Origin of the sequence: Streptomyces sp. NPDC005722, from assembly GCF_040630935.1 — a bacterium.
Taxonomy (GTDB): Bacteria; Actinomycetota; Actinomycetes; order Streptomycetales; family Streptomycetaceae; genus Actinacidiphila.
This window is the reverse complement of the sequence record NZ_JBEXYN010000013.1, coordinates 150283-168936: the sequence shown is the minus strand read 5'-3', so window position 1 is coordinate 168936 and position 18654 is coordinate 150283. Positions and strand designations below refer to the sequence as shown.

Below are 18654 nucleotides of genomic sequence, written 5' to 3'. Positions count from 1 at the left end.
CCCGGCCGGCCCGTCAGACCTCTTCGACGCTGCTCGGCTCGCGCCGGGACAGGTCGATTCCGAGCTCCTCCGCCGCGCGGAAGACGTCCTCGTCCGTGTCGCGCATCTCGATGGACATGCCGTCCGAGGACAGCACCTCCACGTTGAGGCAGAGCGACTGCATTTCCTTGATGAGCACCTTGAAGGACTCGGGAATGCCCGGCTCGGGGATGTTCTCGCCCTTGACGATGGCCTCGTAGACCTTCACGCGGCCCAGGACGTCGTCGGACTTGATGGTGAGGAGTTCCTGCAGCGCGTAGGCCGCACCGTACGCCTCAAGGGCCCACACCTCCATCTCACCGAAGCGCTGACCACCGAACTGCGCCTTACCACCCAGCGGCTGCTGGGTGATCATCGAGTACGGACCGGTGGAGCGGGCGTGCAGCTTGTCGTCCACCAGGTGGTGCAGCTTGAGGATGTACATGTAGCCGACCGAGATCGGGTCCGGGAACGGCTCGCCGGAGCGGCCGTCGAAGAGCCGGGCCTTGCCGGAGGGCAGCACCATGCGCCGGCCGTCGCGGTTCGGGATCGTGGCCTCGAAGAGACCGGCGATCTCGTCCTCGCGGGCACCGTCGAACACCGGGGTGGCGACGTTGGTGCCGGGAGCGACCTGGTCGGCGCCGATGGCCGCCAGGCGGCGCGCCCACTCGTCGCCGAGGCCGGAGACGTCCCAGCCCTGCGCGGCGAGCCAGCCGAGGTGGATCTCCAGGACCTGTCCCGGGTTCATCCGGGACGGGACGCCCAGCGGGTTGAGGATGATGTCGACCGGGGTGCCGTCCTCCAGGAACGGCATGTCCTCGATCGGCAGGATCTTGGAGATGACGCCCTTGTTGCCGTGACGGCCGGCGAGCTTGTCACCATCGGTGATCTTGCGCTTCTGCGCCACGTAGACGCGGACCAGCTGGTTCACGCCCGGCGGCAGCTCGTCGCCCTCCTCGCGGTCGAAGACGCGCACGCCGATGACCTTGCCGGTCTCGCCGTGCGGCACCTTCAGCGAGGTGTCACGGACCTCACGGGCCTTCTCGCCGAAGATCGCGCGCAGCAGGCGCTCCTCCGGGGTCAGCTCGGTCTCGCCCTTCGGGGTGACCTTGCCCACCAGGATGTCGCCGGCGACGACCTCGGCACCGATGCGGATGATGCCGCGCTCGTCGAGGTCGGCCAGGACCTCCTCGGAGACGTTCGGGATGTCCCGGGTGATCTCCTCGGGGCCGAGCTTGGTGTCACGGGCGTCGACCTCGTGCTCCTCGATGTGGATCGAGGAGAGGACGTCGTCCTGCACCAGGCGCTGGCTGAGGATGATCGCGTCCTCGTAGTTGTGACCCTCCCACGGCATGAACGCCACCAGGAGGTTCTTGCCGAGCGCCATCTCACCGCGCTCGGTGGACGGGCCGTCGGCGAGCACCTGGCCGGCGATCACGCGGGCGCCCTCGTCCACGACGACCTTCTGGTTGAAGGACGTGCCCTGGTTCGAGCGGGAGAACTTGGCCACCCGGTAGGTGTTGTACGTGCCGTCGTCGTTGGCGACGGTGACGTAGTCCGCGGAGACCTCCTGGACCACACCGTCCTTGTCGGCCTTGATGACGTCACCGGCGTCGACCGCACAGCGGTACTCCATGCCGGTGCCGACCAGCGGGGCCTGCGCCTTGAGCAGCGGCACGGCCTGGCGCATCATGTTCGATCCCATGAGCGCGCGGTTGGCGTCGTCGTGCTCGAGGAACGGGATCATGGCGGTCGCGACCGACACCATCTGGCGCGGCGAGACGTCCATGTAGTCCACGTCCTCGCCGGGGACGTAGTCGATCTCGCCACCACGGCGGCGCACCAGGACGCGGGACTCCGCGAAGTGGTCGTCGTCCGTCAGCGGGGCGTTCGCCTGGGCGATGACGTAGCGGTCCTCCTCGTCGGCCGTGAGGAAGTTGACCTCGTCGGTGACGACACCGTTCTCGTCGACCTTGCGGTACGGGGTCTCCACGAAACCGAACGCGTTGACCCGGCCGTAGGAGGCCAGCGAGCCGATCAGACCGATGTTCGGGCCTTCGGGGGTCTCGATCGGGCACATGCGTCCGTAGTGGGACGGGTGCACGTCACGGACCTCGAAGCCGGCCCGCTCACGGGACAGACCACCGGGGCCCAGCGCGGACAGACGGCGCTTGTGGGTCAGGCCCGACAGCGGGTTCGTCTGGTCCATGAACTGGGACAGCTGGCTGGTGCCGAAGAACTCCTTGATGGAGGCGACGACCGGCCGGATGTTGATCAGGGTCTGCGGCGTGATCGCCTCGACGTCCTGGGTGGTCATCCGCTCGCGGACGACGCGCTCCATGCGGGCCAGACCCGTGCGGACCTGGTTCTGGATGAGCTCGCCGACGTTGCGCAGACGACGGTTGCCGAAGTGGTCGATGTCGTCGACCTCGACGACCACGGAGGAACCGTTGTCGCCGGTGGTCTCGGTCTCGCCCGCGTGCAGCTTGACCAGGTACTTGATCGCCGAGATGACGTCCTCGACGGTCAGCACACCGGCGTCCAGCGGCGCGTCGGCACCCAGCTTCTTGTTGATCTTGTAGCGGCCGACCTTGGCCAGGTCGTAGCGCTTGGGGTTGAAGTAGAGGTTCTCCAGCAGCGTCTGCGCGGCCTCACGGGTCGGCGGCTCGCCCGGACGCAGCTTGCGGTAGATGTCGAGCAGCGCGTCGTCCTGGCCCTGGGTGTGGTCCTTCTCCAGGGTGGCGCGCATCGACTCGTACTCGCCGAACTCCTCGAGGATCTGCTCGGTGGTCCAGCCGAGCGCCTTCAGGAGGACGGTGACGGACTGCTTGCGCTTGCGGTCGATGCGGACACCGACCATGTCGCGCTTGTCGATCTCCATCTCCAGCCAGGCACCACGCGAGGGGATGACCTTGGCGGAGTAGATGTCCTTGTCGGACGTCTTGTCGATCTGGCTGTCGAAGTAGACACCCGGCGAGCGCACCAGCTGGGACACCACGACACGCTCGGTGCCGTTGATGACGAAGGTGCCCTTGTTGGTCATGAGCGGGAAGTCGCCCATGAAGACCGTCTGGGACTTGATCTCGCCGGTCTCGTTGTTGGTGAACTCGGCCGTGACGAAGAGCGGCGCGGCATACGTGAAGTCGCGCTCCTTGCACTCGTCGATCGAGTTCTTCGGAGGCTCGAAACGGTGGTCGCGGAAGGTCAGCGACATCGACCCGGAGAAGTCCTCGATCGGCGAGATCTCCTCGAAGATCTCCTCCAGACCGGACTTGGTGGGGACGTCCTGACCACTGTCCAGGGCCGCCTCGACGCGAGCCTTCCAGGCGGCGTTGCCGAGAAGCCAGTCAAAGCTCTCGGTCTGCAGCGCGAGGAGGTTCGGGACCTCGAGCGGCTCCTTGATCTTCGCGAAAGAGATGCGCAGCGGGGCGGTGCTTGCGCCGTTGTTCGTATTGGCAGTCGAGGCGTTGCGCGAGGCGGCCAAGAGGGGGTCCTTCCGAGGGCTCGGACTCACTACGCGCGTACCGGCTTCCGCCCCCGGGCGCAGACAAGGATGCCCTGGTCAGGACGGTTCCTCATGTGTGCTCAGGCTTGGGCTTGCCCCTGGTGACGGGCCAGGCGGCAGCTAACAGGCAGCGCAAAGGGTCAGTGTAGCCACTTGGCACACTGATGTCCAGTGCAGAGTTTCGGAGACCGGTGCTGCACCAATCTCGTCCTCCGGAGGGGTCCGTGGGATCCCCTTGTTGTGAGCCGTCATGCCCTCATTCGCGCTTGCCAGGTGAGGCATTCCCGCATCGCCCTCGATCCATGCCTCGGTCCATGGCCGATGTGACGACGCGTCCTGAGAATCGCGCGCCACGTGCGGTTCGTCAAGGGCTCCGCCCCGCGGAGATCGTCACAGCTGAAGGAAGCCGACGGTCCCGGAGCGGTGATGATCACCCTACCCGGGCCTGTCGCCGGAGCGGGTGACGCACCACGCAAACGACCGAGGGCGGCCACCCGAATGGGTGGCCGCCCCGCGGCTGATCAGCCCCCCGGAAGGGGCAGGGATCACTTGACCTCGACGGACGCGCCCGCGGCCTTGAGGGACTCGGCGGCCTTCTCCGCGGCCTCCTTGTTGACCTTCTCGAGGACCGGCTTCGGGGTGCCGTCGACGAGGTCCTTGGCCTCCTTCAGACCCAGGGAGGTCAGCTCGCGCACGACCTTGATGACCTGGATCTTCTTCTCGCCGGCGCCGGTGAGGATGACGTCGAACTCGTCCTGCTCCTCGACGGCCTCGGCGGCGGCGCCACCAGCGGCACCACCGGCGGCGGCGACGGCGACCGGGGCGGCGGCGGTGACGTCGAACTTCTCCTCGAAGGCCTTCACGAACTCGGAGAGCTCGATGAGGGTCATCTCCTCGAACTGCGCGAGCAGGTCGTCCTGGCTGAGCTTCGCCATGATGGCGGTCCTTCCACTAATTCGGCGGGTGCCGGATGTACATGTCGGCGGGCGTACGGGCCCGCTAGAGCACGGGAGTGGTTACTCCGCGTCCTCGGCGGGAGCCGGCGTACCGGCACCGCCCTGCTCGGCCTTCGCGCGCAGCGCTTCCACGGTGCGGACGAGCTTCGACGGCAGGGCCTGGAAGACAGCAGCGGCCTGGCCCTGCTTGGCCTTCATGGCACCCGCCAGCTTGGCGAGCAGCACCTCGCGGGACTCGAGGTCCGCGAGCTTCTTGATCTCATCGGCGGACAGCGGCTTGCCGTCAAGCACGCCGCCCTTGATGATGAGGTTCGGGTTCTCCTTGGCGAAGTCACGGAGACCCTTCGCCGACTCCACCGGGTCACCGGTGACGAAGGCGACCGCCGTCGGACCCGCGAACAGGTCGTCCAGGGCGGTGATCCCGGCCTCGTTGGCCGCGATCTTGGTCAGCGTGTTCTTCACCACGGCGTACTGGGCGTTCTCACCGAGCGAACGGCGCAGCGTCTTGAGCTGCGCCACGGTGAGACCGCGGTACTCGGTCAGCACGGCGGCGTTGGAGCTGCGGAACTTGTCCGTCAGCTCTGCGACCGAACCGGCCTTGTCGGGCCTCGCCATAGAGCCTCGGCCTCCTTCCGGGTGATTCGGACCGCACGGGAAGGGGCCGGGCAAAAACAAACGCCCCGGCGCAGGCGCACGGGGCGTTACTCGACCGGAACCACGATGCGATTCCGGGAGTACATCCACTGTCACCTGCGCGGGCCGTCCGCATCAGCGGATCCTTCGGCTGCCGCGCCCTCGCGGGCGCGCCAACAACCAGCGGTCTTTGGCTTCAGCAGAAGGGTACGCGAACGGCTCCGCGCCAGGCAAATCCGTTACCGGGGCAGGTCAGCCGCCCAGGCCGGTACCCCCGTCCAGTCCGGACGCCTTCATGTCCGCCAGCATCCCGAAGAGGTCGACCGTGTCCTTCGCCGGAGGCGCCTGGACGTTCACCGCGGCGCCGTAGTCGGAGTAGGAGGCACTCATGCGGACCGTGCCCTCGGGCGTCTTCGTCCCCACGACCATCTTCACCGGGTAGTGGTCCCGGTTGACCCAGACCTCGGTGTCGTAGCCCTTGACGCCCGCCTTCTTGAGGTTGGCGATCAGGGCCTCGCGCTCCTTCGCGGAGAGGACGTCGGACGACGTGTTGGCGTCCACCATCTCCTCGAAGGTCAGCGTGCCCTTGTAGTGGTCCGCCTCGACGCCGCCGACCTTCTCCGAGCCGACGTGCTTGAGGCTGGGCGACTGGAGCAGCAGGGCGAGCTGCTCGGCCGGGTCCTGATTCGCGCTGTCCAGGCCGCCGGTCATCTTCTGCTGCAGCTCCTTGCTGCCGCTGACCTCGGCCGCGGCCTTCAGGTCCAGCTTCATCCAGCGCTTGCCGCCCATCTCGGCGGCGGACTTCTCCCCCATGTCCATGTACATGGCCTGGTCCAGCATGATCATCCGGATCCGGGAGGGGGCGTCCGGGTCCGCGGCCGTCAGGGCGGCGCCGTCCATGGTGACGTCCATGACCGCCGGATCCCATCCCTGCACGCCGGCGATGCGCACGGTGCCGCCGCCCTGGGCGCCGGCCGGCACGGTGATCGTCATACGGACCTTGGCGGACTTGGCCTCCGAGGTCTTGCGGAAGGCGGCCTGGATGGCCTCGGTGATGTCCCCCTGCGTCTGGACGGCCTCTTGGGGCGCGTCGGCCTTCTTGCGCTTCTTGCTGCTGCCGCCGTCGTCGTCGCAGCCCGCGAGCCCGACCACGACGGCCACGGCCGCCAGACCGACGCCCACACGCTTCGCTGCCGACAAGCTCATGAAAACCCCACCCCATGCCGTCCGTCGTCCACTGGTCCCGGTGGAACCGCTCGTCACGTTAACGCACCGCGCCGACACAGTCGTACGAAAAAACCGGCCCCGCACCTCCGGAGAGGCGCGGGGCCGGCTTCACAGCTGCACGGGCCTGGCGGCCCGACCCGGTCAGACGGCGGCCGGGTCCTCCTCGACGAGGAGGTTGCGGGTGCGGTTCGGGTCGAGCGGGATGCCGGGGCCCATCGTGGTGCTGATGGCGGCCTTCTTGATGTACCGACCCTTGGCGGCGGACGGCTTCAGACGCAGGATCTCGTCCAGGGCGGCGCCGTAGTTCTCGACCAGCTGCTGCTCACCGAACGAGGTCTTGCCGATGATGAAGTGCAGGTTCGAGTGCTTGTCGACGCGGAACTCGATCTTGCCGCCCTTGATCTCCGTGACGGCCTTGGCCACGTCGGGGGTGACGGTGCCGGTCTTCGGGTTCGGCATCAGACCACGGGGGCCGAGGACGCGGCCGAGGCGGCCGACCTTGCCCATGAGGTCCGGGGTGGCGACGACGGCGTCGAAGTCCAGACGGCCCTTCGCGACCTCGTCGATCAGCTCGTCGGCGCCGACGATGTCGGCGCCCGCGGCACGCGCGGCCTCGGCACGGTCACCGGTCGCGAAGACCAGGACCCGGGCGGTCTTACCGGTGCCGTGCGGAAGGTTCACGGTGCCACGGACCATCTGGTCGGCCTTGCGCGGGTCGACGCCCAGACGGAAGGCAACCTCGACGGTGCCGTCGAACTTGCTGGTGGAGGTGTCCTTGGCCAGACGGACGGCCTCGAGGGGCGCGTACAGACGCTCCCGGTCGATCTTGGCGTCCGCAGCCCGGAGGGACTTGCTGCGCTTGCTCACTACTGCTCCTGTGTGTCTTGAGGAGTCGTGGTGCGGACCGAGCAGGTCCTACCACGGCACTGCTGGTGGAGTGGTCAGCCCTCGACCGTGATGCCCATGGAACGCGCGGTGCCGGCGATGATCTTCTCGGCGGCGTCCAGGTCGTTCGCGTTGAGGTCGGGCAGCTTGGTCGTGGCGATCTCGCGGACCTGGTCGCGCGTAAGCTTCGCGACCTTGGTCTTGTGCGGCTCGCCGGAGCCCTTCTCCACACCCGCGGCCTTGAGGATCATGCGGGAGGCCGGCGGGGTCTTGGTGATGAAGGTGAAGGAGCGGTCCTCGTAGACCGTGATCTCCACCGGGATCACCCAGCCACGCTGCGACTCGGTGGCCGCGTTGTAGGCCTTGCAGAACTCCATGATGTTCACGCCGTGCTGGCCCAGCGCCGGGCCCACCGGCGGGGCCGGGTTGGCCGCACCAGCGTTGATCTGGAGCTTGATAAGCCCCGTGACCTTCTTCTTCTTGGGAGGCATGTGCTCTCTCCGGGTCCTAGTGAGAGTTTTCCTGCCTGCGAGCAGGCATACCGCACCACGATAGCGGGTATCGCGCCGCGCCCTGAAACCGGGCAGGTCAGACAACCCCTCCCGCACCGCGCGGGACCCCCGCCACGGGCATTTCCCGGGCTCCGGACGGCGGCCCGCCGGCCGTCGCCGGACACGGAAGAGCCCCCGTCCCGGCGGGTGACCGCGGGCGGGGGCGCTTCGGTGGTTCGGGACCTGCTAGTTCTTCTGGATCTGGTCGAAGCTGAGCTCGACCGGCGTCTCGCGGCCGAAGATCTCCACGAGGCCCTTGACCTTCTTCGAGTCCGGGTTGATCTCGTTGATCGTGGCCTGCAGCGTCGCGAACGGGCCGTCGGTGACCGTGACCGAGTCGCCGACCTCGAAGTCCAGCACCTGGACCTCGACCTTGCGCTTCGGTACGGCACCGCCCTCGCCGCCCTCGGCAGCGGCGGCGGCCTGCTCCTCGACCTCCGGGGCCAGCATCTTGGTGACCTCGTCCAGCGTCAGCGGGTACGGGTCGTAGGCGTTGCCGACGAAGCCGGTGACGCCGGGGGTGTTGCGGACGACGCCCCAGGACTCGTTCGTCAGGTCCATGCGCACCAGCACGTAGCCGGGCAGCTTGTTCTGACGGACGGTGCGGCGGTCGCCGTTCTTGATCTGGACGACCTCTTCCTGGGGCACTTCGGCCTGGTAGATGTAGTCCTCGACGTTCAGCGAGACGGCGCGCTGCTCCAGGTTGGACTTCACGCGGTTCTCGTAACCGGCGTAGGTGTGGATCACATACCACTCGCCGGGGAGGACGCGCAGCTCCTCGCGGAACGCGGCGACCGGGTCCACCGGGGCCTGCTCCTCCGCCGCTTCCTCACCTGTCGCCTCGTCGGCCTCGTCCACCTCGTCCTCGTCGACGACCTGGACGGCAGCCTGCTCGGCGGGCTCGCCGGCGGCCTCGTCTGCAGCCTCCGCCTGGTCGATGTCGCCGTCGGCTGCCTCGACGATGTCGAGCGCGGTGTCGTCGCCCTCGACGGTCTCGTCGGCGTCGTACAGGTTCGGGTCAGACACGGTCGCTGCTTCTTCCTTCACGATGTGGAACAGGCGGTCGGGCGCCGCGGGCGCCCTCCGCGGGAGGAATCACCCGAAGACGTACGAGACGCCCTTGTTGAATCCCCAGTCAATCACGGTAACGAGCGCGATGATGACCACAACGAAGACAATCACCACGCTGGTGTACGTCATGAGCTCGCTGCGCGTGGGCCAGACGACCTTGCGGAGCTCCGCGACGATCTGGCGGTAGAAGAGCGCGAGGCGCGCGAGGGGCCCCTTCTTGCCGCGCTTGCCGCCGCGGCGGGGCTTCTTGGAGGTGGCGTCCGCGGATTCACTGTCGGGACGACCACTTTCAGGCGTCGCGGTGGAGCCCAGGGCTTCCGTCACTCGTCCTCACCTGAATCCGGGTCGTTTCCGAAACAATCCTCAAAGCGTCTGCCTGCTTGTAGCAGGGCCGGAGGGACTCGAACCCCCAACCGCTGGTTTTGGAGACCAGTGCTCTACCAATTGAGCTACGACCCTTTGAGTGCCCCCCAACGTACCGCATCCGAGCGGCTGCACGATGTGCGCAGCCAAGATCAGCTCGCGGGGGCCATCGACGGATGAGTGTACGTGTTCGCGGGCCGGGCGTCGAATGCGTCGCGTGTCCGGGCGCGGTTCGGAGCGGTTGCGCGCGGTTCTGCCCGGAACGTGAACTCGTGTGCTCCGGTGCCGCCGGGTCTGCGACGATGCAGGCATGACCGCTGCAACTGAACGACGCGTGTCGGCCCGCATCGGGTCGATCTCCGAGTCCGCGACGCTCGCCGTGGACGCGAAGGCCAAGGCCCTCAAGGCCGCCGGGCGACCGGTCATCGGCTTCGGAGCCGGCGAGCCCGACTTCCCGACGCCCGACTACATCGTCGAGGCGGCCGTGGAGGCGTGCCGCAATCCGAAGTTCCACCGCTACACGCCGGCCGGCGGCCTGCCGGAGCTGAAGGCCGCGATCGCCGCCAAGACGCTGCGCGACTCCGGCTACGAGGTCGACGCCTCCCAGATCCTGGTCACCAACGGCGGCAAGCAGGCCATCTACGAGGCCTTCGCCGCCATCCTCGACCCGGGTGACGAGGTCATCGTCCCGGCGCCGTACTGGACGACCTACCCCGAGTCGATCCGGCTGGCCGGCGGTGTCCCGGTGGAGGTGGTCGCCGACGAGACCACCGGCTACCGGGTCTCCGTCGAGCAGCTGGAGGCCGCCCGCACGGAGAAGACCAAGGTCGTGCTCTTCGTGTCGCCGTCCAACCCGACCGGCGCCGTCTACACCGAGGCCGAGACCGAGGCGATCGGCCGCTGGGCCGTCGACAACGGCCTGTGGGTGCTGACGGACGAGATCTACGAGCACCTGGTCTACGGGGACGCCGCCGCGGTCTCGCTGCCGGCGCTCTTCCCCGAGCTGCGCGACAAGTGCGTCGTGGTCAACGGCGTCGCCAAGACCTACGCCATGACCGGCTGGCGCGTGGGGTGGATCATCGGCCCCAAGGACGTCGTCAAGGCGGCCACCAACCTCCAGTCGCACGCCACCTCCAATGTGAGCAACGTCGCGCAGGTCGCCGCGCTGGCCGCCGTCTCCGGTGACCTGGTGGCCGTCGCCGAGATGCGGAAGGCCTTCGACCGGCGCCGCCAGACCGTCGTGCGGATGCTCAACGAGATCCCCGGTGTCGTCTGCCCCGAGCCGGAGGGCGCGTTCTACGCGTACCCGTCGGTCAAGGCGCTGCTCGGCAAAGAGATCCGCGGCAAGCGGCCGCAGAGCTCCGTGGAGCTCGCCGAGCTGATCCTGGAGGAGGCCGAGGTCGCCGTCGTCCCTGGCGAGGCCTTCGGGACCCCCGGTTACCTGCGCCTGTCGTACGCCCTCGGTGACGAGGACCTCGTCGAGGGCGTCTCCCGGATGCAGAAGCTGCTGGGCGAGGCCAAGGCCTGAGCCCGGGCGCAACCCGTCCCGCGGGCCCCTGACCTGCCGGTCAGGGGCCCGCGTGTGTGTGCGGGCAAGCCCTCGTTCGGGGAAAGCGGCCGAAAGCGGTACCGGCACCCCCCACCGGTGCGGCAGGATCTGTGGATGGCACGCGATGTATCCCTCCTCCCCAAGGCGCACCTCCACCTGCACTTCACCGGCTCGATGCGGCCCGCGACCCTGCTGGAGCTCGCCGACAAGTACGGTGTGCACCTCCCCGAGGCGCTGACCTCGGGCGAGCCGCCCAGTCTGCGCGCGACCGACGAGCGCGGCTGGTTCCGCTTCCAGCGCCTGTACGACATCGCGCGTTCCGTGCTCCGCTCCCCCGACGACATCCGGCGTCTGGTCCGCGAGGCCGCCGAGGAGGACGCCCGCGACGGGTCGGGGTGGCTGGAGATACAGGTCGACCCCACCTCGTACGCACCCCGCCTGGGCGGCCTGATCCCGGCCATGGAGATCATCCTGGACGCGGTGGAGACCGCCTCCCGGGAGACGGGCGTGGGCATGGCCGTCCTCGTCGCCGCCAACCGCACCAAGCACCCGCTGGAGGCCCGTACGCTGGCCCGCCTCGCGGTGCGCTACACCGACCACGGGGTGGTCGGCTTCGGGCTCTCCAACGACGAACGCCGTGGCCTGGCCCGGGACTTCGACCGGGCGTTCGCCATCGCCCGGGAGGGCGGCCTGCTGGCGGCGCCGCACGGCGGTGAGCTGGCGGGCGCGGGCAGCGTCCGCGACTGCCTGGACGACCTGCACGCCGGCCGGGTCGGGCACGGCGTGCGGGCGGCCGAGGACCCGCGGCTGATGGCCCGGCTCGCCGAGCGCGGGGTCACCTGCGAGGTCTGCCCGTCGTCCAACGTGGCCCTCGGCGTCTACGACCGGCCCGAGCAGGTGCCGCTGCGCACCCTCTTCGACGCCGGCGTGCCGATGGCGCTGGGCGCCGACGACCCGTTGCTGTTCGGTTCGCGGCTCGCCGCGCAGTACACGCTCGCCCGGGAGGCCCACGGCTTCACGGACGAGGAGCTGGCGGAGCTGGCCCGGCAGTCGGTACGCGGCTCCGCGGCCCCCGAGGGCGTGCGGACCAAGCTCCTGGCGGGGATCGACGACTGGCTCGGCGGCTGATCGGGACCGGGACGGAGCGGGCGACGGCGGCCGGGCCGCCGTCGCGCACCCGCGGCCGGTGGATCAGAGGCTCACGCCGACCGTCACCGGCTCGTTGACCAGCGTGATCCCGAAGGCCGCGTGGACGCCCCCGATGACCTCGCGGGCAAGCGCGAGCAGGTCGGCGGTCGTCGCCCCGCCCCGGTTGGTGAGGGCCAGGGTGTGCTTGGTGGAGATCCGCGCGGGGCCGGTGCCGTAGCCCTTGGTGAAGCCCGCCTTGTCGATCAGCCAGGCGGCGGAGGTCTTGGTGCGGCCGTCGCCCGCGGGGTAGGCGGGGGGCGCGGCGTCCGGGCCGAGCCGGTCCTGGACGCGGGTCAGGAAGTCCGCCCAACCGGCCTCGGTGAGGACCGGGTTGGTGAAGAAGGAGCCCGCCGACCAGGTGTCGTGGTCCTCGGGGTCCAGCACCATGCCCTTGCCCGAGCGCAGCTTGAGCACCGTCTCGCGGGCGGCGTCCAGCGGCACCCGGTCGCCCGGGCCGGCACCAAGGGCGCGGGCGACCTCGGCGTACTTGAGCGGGCCGGACATGCCGTCGGCGTCCTCCAGGCGGAAGCGCACCCGCAGCACGACGTAGCGGGCGGGGTCGGCCTTGAAACGGCTGTGCCGGTAGGAGAAGGCGCACGCGGCGTTGTCCAGGACGACGGTCTCGCCGGTGCTCCGGTCGTACGCGATCACCTCGCTGATCGTGCCGGCGACCTCCTGGCCGTACGCGCCCACGTTCTGGATCGGCGTGGCCCCGGCGGAGCCCGGGATGCCGGCCAGGCACTCGACGCCGGCCAGGCCCGCCTCGACGGTGCGGGCGACGGCGTCCGTCCACACCTCGCCCGCCGCCAGCTCCAGCTCGGTGCCGTTCAGCTCGAAGCCGCGGGTGGCGATGCGCAGCGCGGTGCCGGCGAAGCCCTCGTCGGCGATCACCAGGTTGCTGCCGCCGCCGATGACCAGCAGCGGCGTCCCGGCCGCGTCCGCCTCCCGTACGGCCTCGACGACCTCGGCGTCCGTGGTCGCCGTCACCAGGCGCGTGGCGGGGCCGCCGAGGCGGAAGGTGGTCAGGGGCGCGAGCGGGGCGTCGTTGAGTACGTGCACGGCATTCAGGGTACGGGGCGGGCCGGCCCGGCCAGGGGCGCCGCCCGTCCCGTACGGGTCACAGCGCCTCGAGGACCGTCGCGTTGGCCAGCCCGCCCGCCTCGCACATGGTCTGCAGCGCGTAGCGCGCGCCCCGGGCCCGCATGGCGTGGACGAGGGTGGTCATCAGCCGGGTGCCGCTGGCCCCGAGCGGGTGGCCGAGCGCGATGGCACCGCCGTTGACGTTGACCTTGGCGGGGTCGGCGCCGGTCTCCTGGAGCCAGGCGAGGACCACGCTGGCGAAGGCCTCGTTGACCTCGAACAGGTCGATGTCCGCCAGGTCCAGCCCGGCGCGGCGCAACACGCGCTCGGTGGCCGGGACGACGCCGGTCAGCATCAGCAGGGGGTCGGAGCCGGTGACCGCGAAGCTGTGCAGCCGGGCGAGCGGGCGCAGGCCCAGGCGTTCGGCGGTCTCGCCGCTGGTGATCAGCACGGCGGAGGCGCCGTCGTTGACCGGGCTGCTGTTGCCGGCCGTGACCGACCAGTCGATCTGCGGGAAGCGCTCGGCGTAGCCGGGGTCGGCGAAGGCGGGGCGCAGTCCGGCGAGGATCTCCGGGGTGGTCGTGGGGCGGACGGACTCGTCCGTGGTGAGCCCGGCGAGCGGCGCGACCTCCGCGTCGAAGGCGCCGGCCGACCACGCCGCGGCGGCCCTGCGGTGCGACTCGGCGGCGAAGTCGTCCATCGCCTCCCGGCTGAGCGACCACTTGGCGGCGATCAGCTCCGCGCTGATGCCCTGCGGCACGAGTCCGCCGGGGAAGCGTTCGGCGACGCCCGGGCCGAACGGGTCCGCGCCGGGCGGCACGTTGGACCACATGGGCACCCGGCTCATCGACTCCACGCCGCAGGCCACGACGACGTCGTAGGCGCCGGCGATGACGCCCTGCGCGGCGAAGTGCACGGCCTGCTGGGAGGAACCGCACTGCCGGTCGACCGTGGTGGCCGGGACGGAGTCGGGGAGGCCCGCCGAGAGCCAGGCCCAGCGGGTGGTGTTCATGGCCTGCTCGCCGACCTGGTCGACGGTGCCGCCGATGACGTCGTCGATGAGCGCCGGGTCGATCCCGCTACGGCCGACGAGCTCCTTCAGGGTGTGCGCGAGCAGCTCCACCGGGTGCGTCCCGGCGAGCGCCCCACCCGGCTTGCCCTTGCCGATGGGGGTGCGGACGGCTTCGACGACGACGGCGTCACGCATGGCGTTCTCGCCTCCTGTGAGGGGGGTGTGCGCGGCGGCACCAGTTAGTTTGATTTTCCAACTCTCTGGTGGGGTCGAGGGTAGGGCGAGTGGGTTTGGAATCACAACCCGCTGTGTGAGACTGGTCGGGTGAGCCCGACCACACCTGTGCCCCCGCTGCCGGGACGCCCCTGCTCCGCCGCCGCGGCCCTGCACGTCGTCGGCGAGAAGTGGGCGCTGCTCGCGGTCCGGGAGATCCTCTACGGCAACCGGCGCTTCGACGCCGTCGCCCGCAACACCGGTGCCCCGCGCGACCGCCTCACCGCCCGGCTGCGCGCCCTGGAGGAGGCCGGCATCGTCGAACGGCGGGCCTACAGCGAGCGGCCGCCGCGGTACGAGTACCACCTGACGGAGGCGGGGCGCGACCTCGCGCCGGTCATCCGGGCGCTGGTGGCGTGGGGCGACAAGTGGGCGGTGGACGAGCCGCCGGTCGTCCTCCGGCACCGGGACGACCACCCCCTGGACGCGGTCGAGCACTGCCGCACGTGCGGGGAGGAACTCCACGACCGCGACCTCGCCCTCGACATCCGCAGCGAGGGCTGGACCACCGCGGGGCCGGCGGCGTCCGGCTGAATCGGGACGGGCGGCCCGTGCGGCGGGCGACCCGTAAGGCTGGCGGCCGGCAGGGCGGGTGCGCCGAGGTGACGCACCCACCCCCGGGCGGTGCACCGTCAGGGCGTCGCGTCGACCAGCGGCTCGACCGGGGCCGGGACCGCCTCGGCGTCCGCTGCGGCGGTCGCCTTCGCGACGCGCCGGGACGGGACGAGGAGCGCCGCGAGCGCGCCGACCGCGACGGCGGCCGCGCCCACCCAGAGGGCCGGGGTGAGGCCGTCGACGAACCGCGTCCCGGACTCGTAGCCGCCCTGGGCGGAGAAGACCGCCGCGAGCGTCGCGACGCCGAGGGCCCCGCCGACCTCGCGCAGGGCGTTGTTGGCGCCCGAGGCGATCCCCTGCTCCTCCGGCCGCACGCTGCCCATGACGATGTTGGCGCTCGGCGCGAAGTACATCGCCATCCCGACGCCGCTCACGATCAGCGACGGCACCTGCGCCGCGTACGACATGCCCGGCTCGACGACCAGGGCGAACCAGCCGAGGCCGACCGCCTGCAGGGCGAGTCCGGCGGCGACCACCGGCCGGCCGCCGACGCGGTCGGAGAGGAAGCCCGCGATGGGCGCGACGATCATCGGCATGCCGGTCCAGGGCAGCATGCGCAGCCCCGCCTCCGTCGGGGAGTAGCCCGCTACCCCCTGGAGGAACTGGCTGAGCAGGAAGATCGAGCCGAACATGCCGAGGAACATCAGCAGGCTGGCCGCGTTGATGGCGGCGAAGGCCCGGCTGCGGAAGAGCCGCATCGGCAGGATCGGGTTGCGGGCCCGCATCCCGTGCCGGACGAAGGCCGCCAGCAGCACACCGCCGCCGATGAGGCCGCCGAGGACCGGACCGCTGGTCCAGCCGTCGGCGTTGCCGCGGACGAGGGCGTAGACGATGCCGAACAGGCCCACGCTGGCGAGCACCGTGCCGGTCGCGTCGAGCCGCGGGTCGGGGCCGCGGCTCTCGGCGAGCCGCAGCCGGGCGAGGGGCAGCAGGAGCAGACCGATCGGGACGTTCAGCCAGAAGATCCACTGCCAGGAGATGTGCTCGGTGAGCGAGCCGCCGATCAGCGGTCCGGCGGCGACCGCGAGGCCGTTGACGGCTCCCCAGATGCCGAACACCATCCCGCGCCGCTCGGGCGGCACGGTGGCGGAGAGCAGGGTGAGGGTGAGGGGCATCAGGATCGCGGCGCCGACGCCCTGGACGGCGCGGGCGGCGATGAGTTCGCCCATGCCGGGGGCGAGCGCGGCGGCGGCCGAGGCAGCGGAGAAGACGCCGAGGCCCACGAGGAACATGCGGCGGCGGCCGAAGCGGTCGCCCATGGCGGCGCCGAACATCAGGAGGACGGCGAAGGTGAGCGTGTAGGCGCTCACCGTCCACTCCAGGTCCTCCAGCGCCCCGCCGAGGTCCGCGCGGATGGAGGGCAGCGCCGTGGTGACGACGAGGTTGTCGAGCGCCGCCATGAACCCGGCGACGCTGGTGATGACGAGGGCCCAGACGACGCTGCCGCGCCTGGCCTCCGTCGGGTGCTGTGCCATGAACTCCCCCACCTGATTAGTAATTGATCAATAACTTTCAGGGACATGGGTGGGCCCGGGAAGGACCCGACCCGCGCGACCCGTCAGCCCTTGCCCGGGAAGCGGTCCGCGTACAGGCCGTCGATCCCGGCCCAACTGCGCTCGTGCTGTGGGACACCGAGCGCCACCAGTACGTTCACGAGCATCCCCGTGCCGAAGAACTCCGCCGCGTCGCGGTCGCCCACCCCGGTACGCGTCGTGATGTAGTCCCACAGGCCCAGCCAGCCGCGCCGGCAGGCCTCGCGGATCTCCTCGTCGTCGACGGCGGCCACGTACATCTGCAGCTGCATCCGCAGGACGTCGCCGCCCCCGACGAGCTCCCGGTACGAACCGCACATCGCCTCGTACGCCTCCCCCCCCTCCAGCCCTTCGGCCGCCTTCTCGAAGTGCGCCTCGATCGTCTCGACGCACCGCGCCGCGGCGGCCAGGAACAGCGCCTTCTTGTTGGGGAAGAGCCGGAAGAGGTACGGCTGCGACACTCCCATGCGCTTGGCGATGACGCCGGTGGAGGTGCCGTTGTAGCCACCCGTGCCGAACTCCGTCATCGCCGCGCGGACCGCCGCCTCGCGGCGGTCCTCCGCGCTCATCCGCATCCCGTCGCCTGCCATGTGAAGTAAGTTATCAGTCAATAACAAGCCGGGACAAGAGGAAGGCGGCGGGAACGCCCGCCGCCTTCTCCTCACGGCCGCAGGGGCCGGACCACCTCACGAGGCCTGCCCCGCGGGCCCTGCCGCGCGGGTTACGCCGCGGGCTTACGCGAGCCGGACCACCGCGCGGGACATGCCCAGCACCTTCTGGCCGGCGCTGACGGCCGTCACGTCCACCCGGACCGTGCGCTCGTCGTCGTCCAGCTTGGCCGCGACCTTGGCGCTGACCTCGATCAGCGCACCCGTGCCGTCGTTCGGCACCACGACCGGCTTGGTGAAGCGCACGCCGTACTCCACGACCGCGCCCGGGTCGCCGGCCCAGTCCGTCACCACGCGCACCGCCGAGGCCATGGTGAACATGCCGTGCGCGATGACGTCCGGCAGGCCGACCTCCTTGGCGAACTTCTCGTTCCAGTGGATCGGGTTGAAGTCACCGGAGGCGCCGGCGTACCGCACGAGCGTGGCACGGTCCACCGGGAAGGAGCCGCCCGGCAGTTCGGTGCCGACCTCGACCTCGTCGTAGGAGATCTTCGCCGTCATCGGTTCACTCACCCTCCGGCGCGCGCGCCACCAGTTTCATCAGCGCCGTCACCACGTGCTCGCCGCTCTCGTCGTGGACCTCGCCGCGGACGTCCAGGACGTCGTTGCCCGCGAGCGACTTGATGGCATCGATGGCGACCGTCACCGAGAGGCGGTCACCGGCCCGGACGGGCCGGGTGTAGCTGAACTTCTGGTCGCCGTGCACCACACGGTCGTAGTCCAGTCCCAGCTCCGGGTCGAGGACGACCTGCCCCGAGGCCTTGAACGTGATCACGAACGGGAAGGTCGGCGGCGCGATCACGTCCGGGTGGCCCAGCGCCTTGGCGACGTCGGGGTCGGTGTAGGCCGGGTTCGGGTCACCGACGGCCTCGGCGAACTCGCGGATCTTCTCCCGGCCCACCTCGTACGGAGCGGTGGGCGGATACGTCCGCCCCACGAAGGACTGGTCCAGCGCCATCGGCACCTCCGGAACTCGGTCTGCGCGTCGGCGGGTCCGCCAACGCCAAGAGGCCGCCCCCGGTGACAGGGGCGGCCTCTTTGGGTCTTACGGCCTGGGTCAGCGCGTCTCGCGGTGCGCGGTGTGCGCGTTGCAGCGCGGGCAGTGCTTCTTCATCTCAAGACGGTCCGGGTCGTTGCGCCGGTTCTTCTTGGTGATGTAGTTCCGCTCCTTGCACTCCACGCAGGCCAGCGTGATCTTCGGGCGGACGTCGGTGGCGGCCACGTGAGTGCTCCTTGACGAACGGCAATAAGGTTTGAACACGGAAAGAGTAGCCGATTGAAGGACCGATCCCACAATCGGCTACGCGGGGTAGCGGCGACCGGACTTGAACCGGTGACACAGCGATTATGAGCCGCTTGCTCTACCGACTGAGCTACGCCGCTTCGATGAAGAGATCACCCGCCGGGTGGCGGGTCATCCGATCATCAGAGCCCCAATACGGAATCGAACCGTAGACCTTCTCCTTACCATGGAGACGCTCTGCCGACTGAGCTATTGGGGCGAGCGAGGAAGACATTACACGGTCCG

18 protein-coding genes and 3 tRNA genes are annotated in these 18654 nt (G+C 70.0%); 3 read left to right on the top strand and 18 right to left on the bottom strand.

All coding sequences use genetic code 11. The features are described 5' to 3' along the window. Window positions 1-13: 13 nt before the first annotated feature. The 9 genes from rpoB to ABZ479_RS17790 all read right to left on the bottom strand — a co-directional run bounded on the left by rpoB (window position 14) and on the right by ABZ479_RS17790 (window position 9305). Window positions 14-3502 carry a DNA-directed RNA polymerase subunit beta gene (gene rpoB / locus ABZ479_RS17830; protein ID WP_499606440.1) on the bottom strand — a complete coding sequence of 1163 codons (3489 nt, stop codon included), beginning with the start codon at window positions 3500-3502 and terminating at the stop codon, window positions 14-16. Between the two features lie 566 nt (window positions 3503-4068). Then, window positions 4069-4458, bottom strand: coding sequence for a 50S ribosomal protein L7/L12 (gene rplL / locus ABZ479_RS17825; RefSeq protein ID WP_500462464.1), 390 nt, complete (start codon window positions 4456-4458; stop codon window positions 4069-4071). A gap of 81 nt (window positions 4459-4539) precedes the next feature. After that, on the bottom strand, window positions 4540-5094 hold the full coding sequence (gene rplJ, locus ABZ479_RS17820; protein WP_089226434.1) for a 50S ribosomal protein L10: 555 nt from the start codon (window positions 5092-5094) through the stop codon (window positions 4540-4542). A 270-nt stretch (window positions 5095-5364) separates the two neighbouring features. Next, complete coding sequence (locus ABZ479_RS17815; RefSeq protein ID WP_500462463.1) at window positions 5365-6318, bottom strand: SCO4651 family lipoprotein; 954 nt, start codon at window positions 6316-6318, stop codon at window positions 5365-5367. 162 nt (window positions 6319-6480) lie between these two features. Then, window positions 6481-7206: a 50S ribosomal protein L1 gene (gene rplA / locus ABZ479_RS17810; RefSeq protein WP_499606437.1), complete on the bottom strand. Its 726-nt coding sequence runs from the start codon at window positions 7204-7206 to the stop codon at window positions 6481-6483. A gap of 74 nt (window positions 7207-7280) precedes the next feature. After that, window positions 7281-7715, bottom strand: coding sequence for a 50S ribosomal protein L11 (gene rplK, locus ABZ479_RS17805; protein ID WP_319135229.1), 435 nt, complete (start codon window positions 7713-7715; stop codon window positions 7281-7283). A gap of 246 nt (window positions 7716-7961) precedes the next feature. Then, entirely contained in the window at window positions 7962-8801 is an 840-nt protein-coding gene (gene nusG / locus ABZ479_RS17800) for a transcription termination/antitermination protein NusG (protein WP_500462462.1), read from the bottom strand. Window positions 8802-8870: 69 nt separating this feature from the next. Next, window positions 8871-9170 carry a preprotein translocase subunit SecE gene (secE, locus tag ABZ479_RS17795; protein WP_499606435.1) on the bottom strand — a complete coding sequence of 100 codons (300 nt, stop codon included), beginning with the start codon at window positions 9168-9170 and terminating at the stop codon, window positions 8871-8873. Window positions 9171-9232: 62 nt separating this feature from the next. Next, window positions 9233-9305, bottom strand: a tRNA-Trp gene (locus tag ABZ479_RS17790). Between the two features lie 214 nt (window positions 9306-9519). On the opposite strand from ABZ479_RS17790, the gene ABZ479_RS17785 reads away from it, so the two are divergent. Together ABZ479_RS17785 and ABZ479_RS17780 are read left to right on the top strand one after the other, a co-directional pair. Continuing rightward, on the top strand, window positions 9520-10737 hold the full coding sequence (locus ABZ479_RS17785) for a pyridoxal phosphate-dependent aminotransferase (protein ID WP_499606434.1): 1218 nt from the start codon (window positions 9520-9522) through the stop codon (window positions 10735-10737). A 135-nt stretch (window positions 10738-10872) separates the two neighbouring features. Further along, on the top strand, window positions 10873-11886 hold the full coding sequence (locus tag ABZ479_RS17780) for an adenosine deaminase (protein WP_500462461.1): 1014 nt from the start codon (window positions 10873-10875) through the stop codon (window positions 11884-11886). A gap of 63 nt (window positions 11887-11949) precedes the next feature. Here ABZ479_RS17780 and ABZ479_RS17775 read toward each other — a convergent pair whose 3' ends face one another. Both ABZ479_RS17775 and ABZ479_RS17770 read right to left on the bottom strand, forming a co-directional pair. Next, window positions 11950-13005, bottom strand: a complete 1056-nt coding sequence (locus ABZ479_RS17775) for a UDP-N-acetylmuramate dehydrogenase (RefSeq protein ID WP_500462460.1) — start codon at window positions 13003-13005, stop codon at window positions 11950-11952. A gap of 58 nt (window positions 13006-13063) precedes the next feature. Further along, the gene (locus tag ABZ479_RS17770; RefSeq protein ID WP_500462459.1) at window positions 13064-14233 is read right to left on the bottom strand and encodes a thiolase family protein; all 1170 of its coding nucleotides are present in this window, start codon (window positions 14231-14233) and stop codon (window positions 13064-13066) included. Between the two features lie 129 nt (window positions 14234-14362). Here ABZ479_RS17770 and ABZ479_RS17765 point away from each other — a divergent pair, with 129 nt between their 5' ends. Continuing rightward, the gene (locus ABZ479_RS17765) at window positions 14363-14845 is read left to right on the top strand and encodes a winged helix-turn-helix transcriptional regulator (RefSeq protein ID WP_499606430.1); all 483 of its coding nucleotides are present in this window, start codon (window positions 14363-14365) and stop codon (window positions 14843-14845) included. Between the two features lie 98 nt (window positions 14846-14943). Here the strand turns inward: ABZ479_RS17765 and ABZ479_RS17760 are convergent, their stop codons facing one another. The 7 genes from ABZ479_RS17760 to ABZ479_RS17730 form a co-directional block, all read right to left on the bottom strand. Then, window positions 14944-16401 carry a DHA2 family efflux MFS transporter permease subunit gene (locus tag ABZ479_RS17760; RefSeq protein ID WP_500462458.1) on the bottom strand — a complete coding sequence of 486 codons (1458 nt, stop codon included), beginning with the start codon at window positions 16399-16401 and terminating at the stop codon, window positions 14944-14946. An 83-nt stretch (window positions 16402-16484) separates the two neighbouring features. Further along, window positions 16485-17048 carry a TetR/AcrR family transcriptional regulator gene (locus ABZ479_RS17755; protein WP_500462457.1) on the bottom strand — a complete coding sequence of 188 codons (564 nt, stop codon included), beginning with the start codon at window positions 17046-17048 and terminating at the stop codon, window positions 16485-16487. Window positions 17049-17192: 144 nt separating this feature from the next. Continuing rightward, window positions 17193-17627 carry a MaoC family dehydratase gene (locus tag ABZ479_RS17750; RefSeq protein WP_500462456.1) on the bottom strand — a complete coding sequence of 145 codons (435 nt, stop codon included), beginning with the start codon at window positions 17625-17627 and terminating at the stop codon, window positions 17193-17195. A 4-nt stretch (window positions 17628-17631) separates the two neighbouring features. Continuing rightward, a complete protein-coding gene (locus tag ABZ479_RS17745) occupies window positions 17632-18084 on the bottom strand; it encodes an FAS1-like dehydratase domain-containing protein (protein ID WP_500462455.1) in 453 nt (150 codons plus the stop codon). A 99-nt stretch (window positions 18085-18183) separates the two neighbouring features. After that, complete coding sequence (rpmG, locus tag ABZ479_RS17740) at window positions 18184-18348, bottom strand: 50S ribosomal protein L33 (protein WP_004571794.1); 165 nt, start codon at window positions 18346-18348, stop codon at window positions 18184-18186. 88 nt (window positions 18349-18436) lie between these two features. Continuing rightward, window positions 18437-18509: transfer RNA gene (locus ABZ479_RS17735), tRNA-Met, on the bottom strand. A gap of 46 nt (window positions 18510-18555) precedes the next feature. Further along, window positions 18556-18628: transfer RNA gene (locus ABZ479_RS17730), tRNA-Thr, on the bottom strand. Between the last annotated feature and the right edge of the window lie 26 nt (window positions 18629-18654).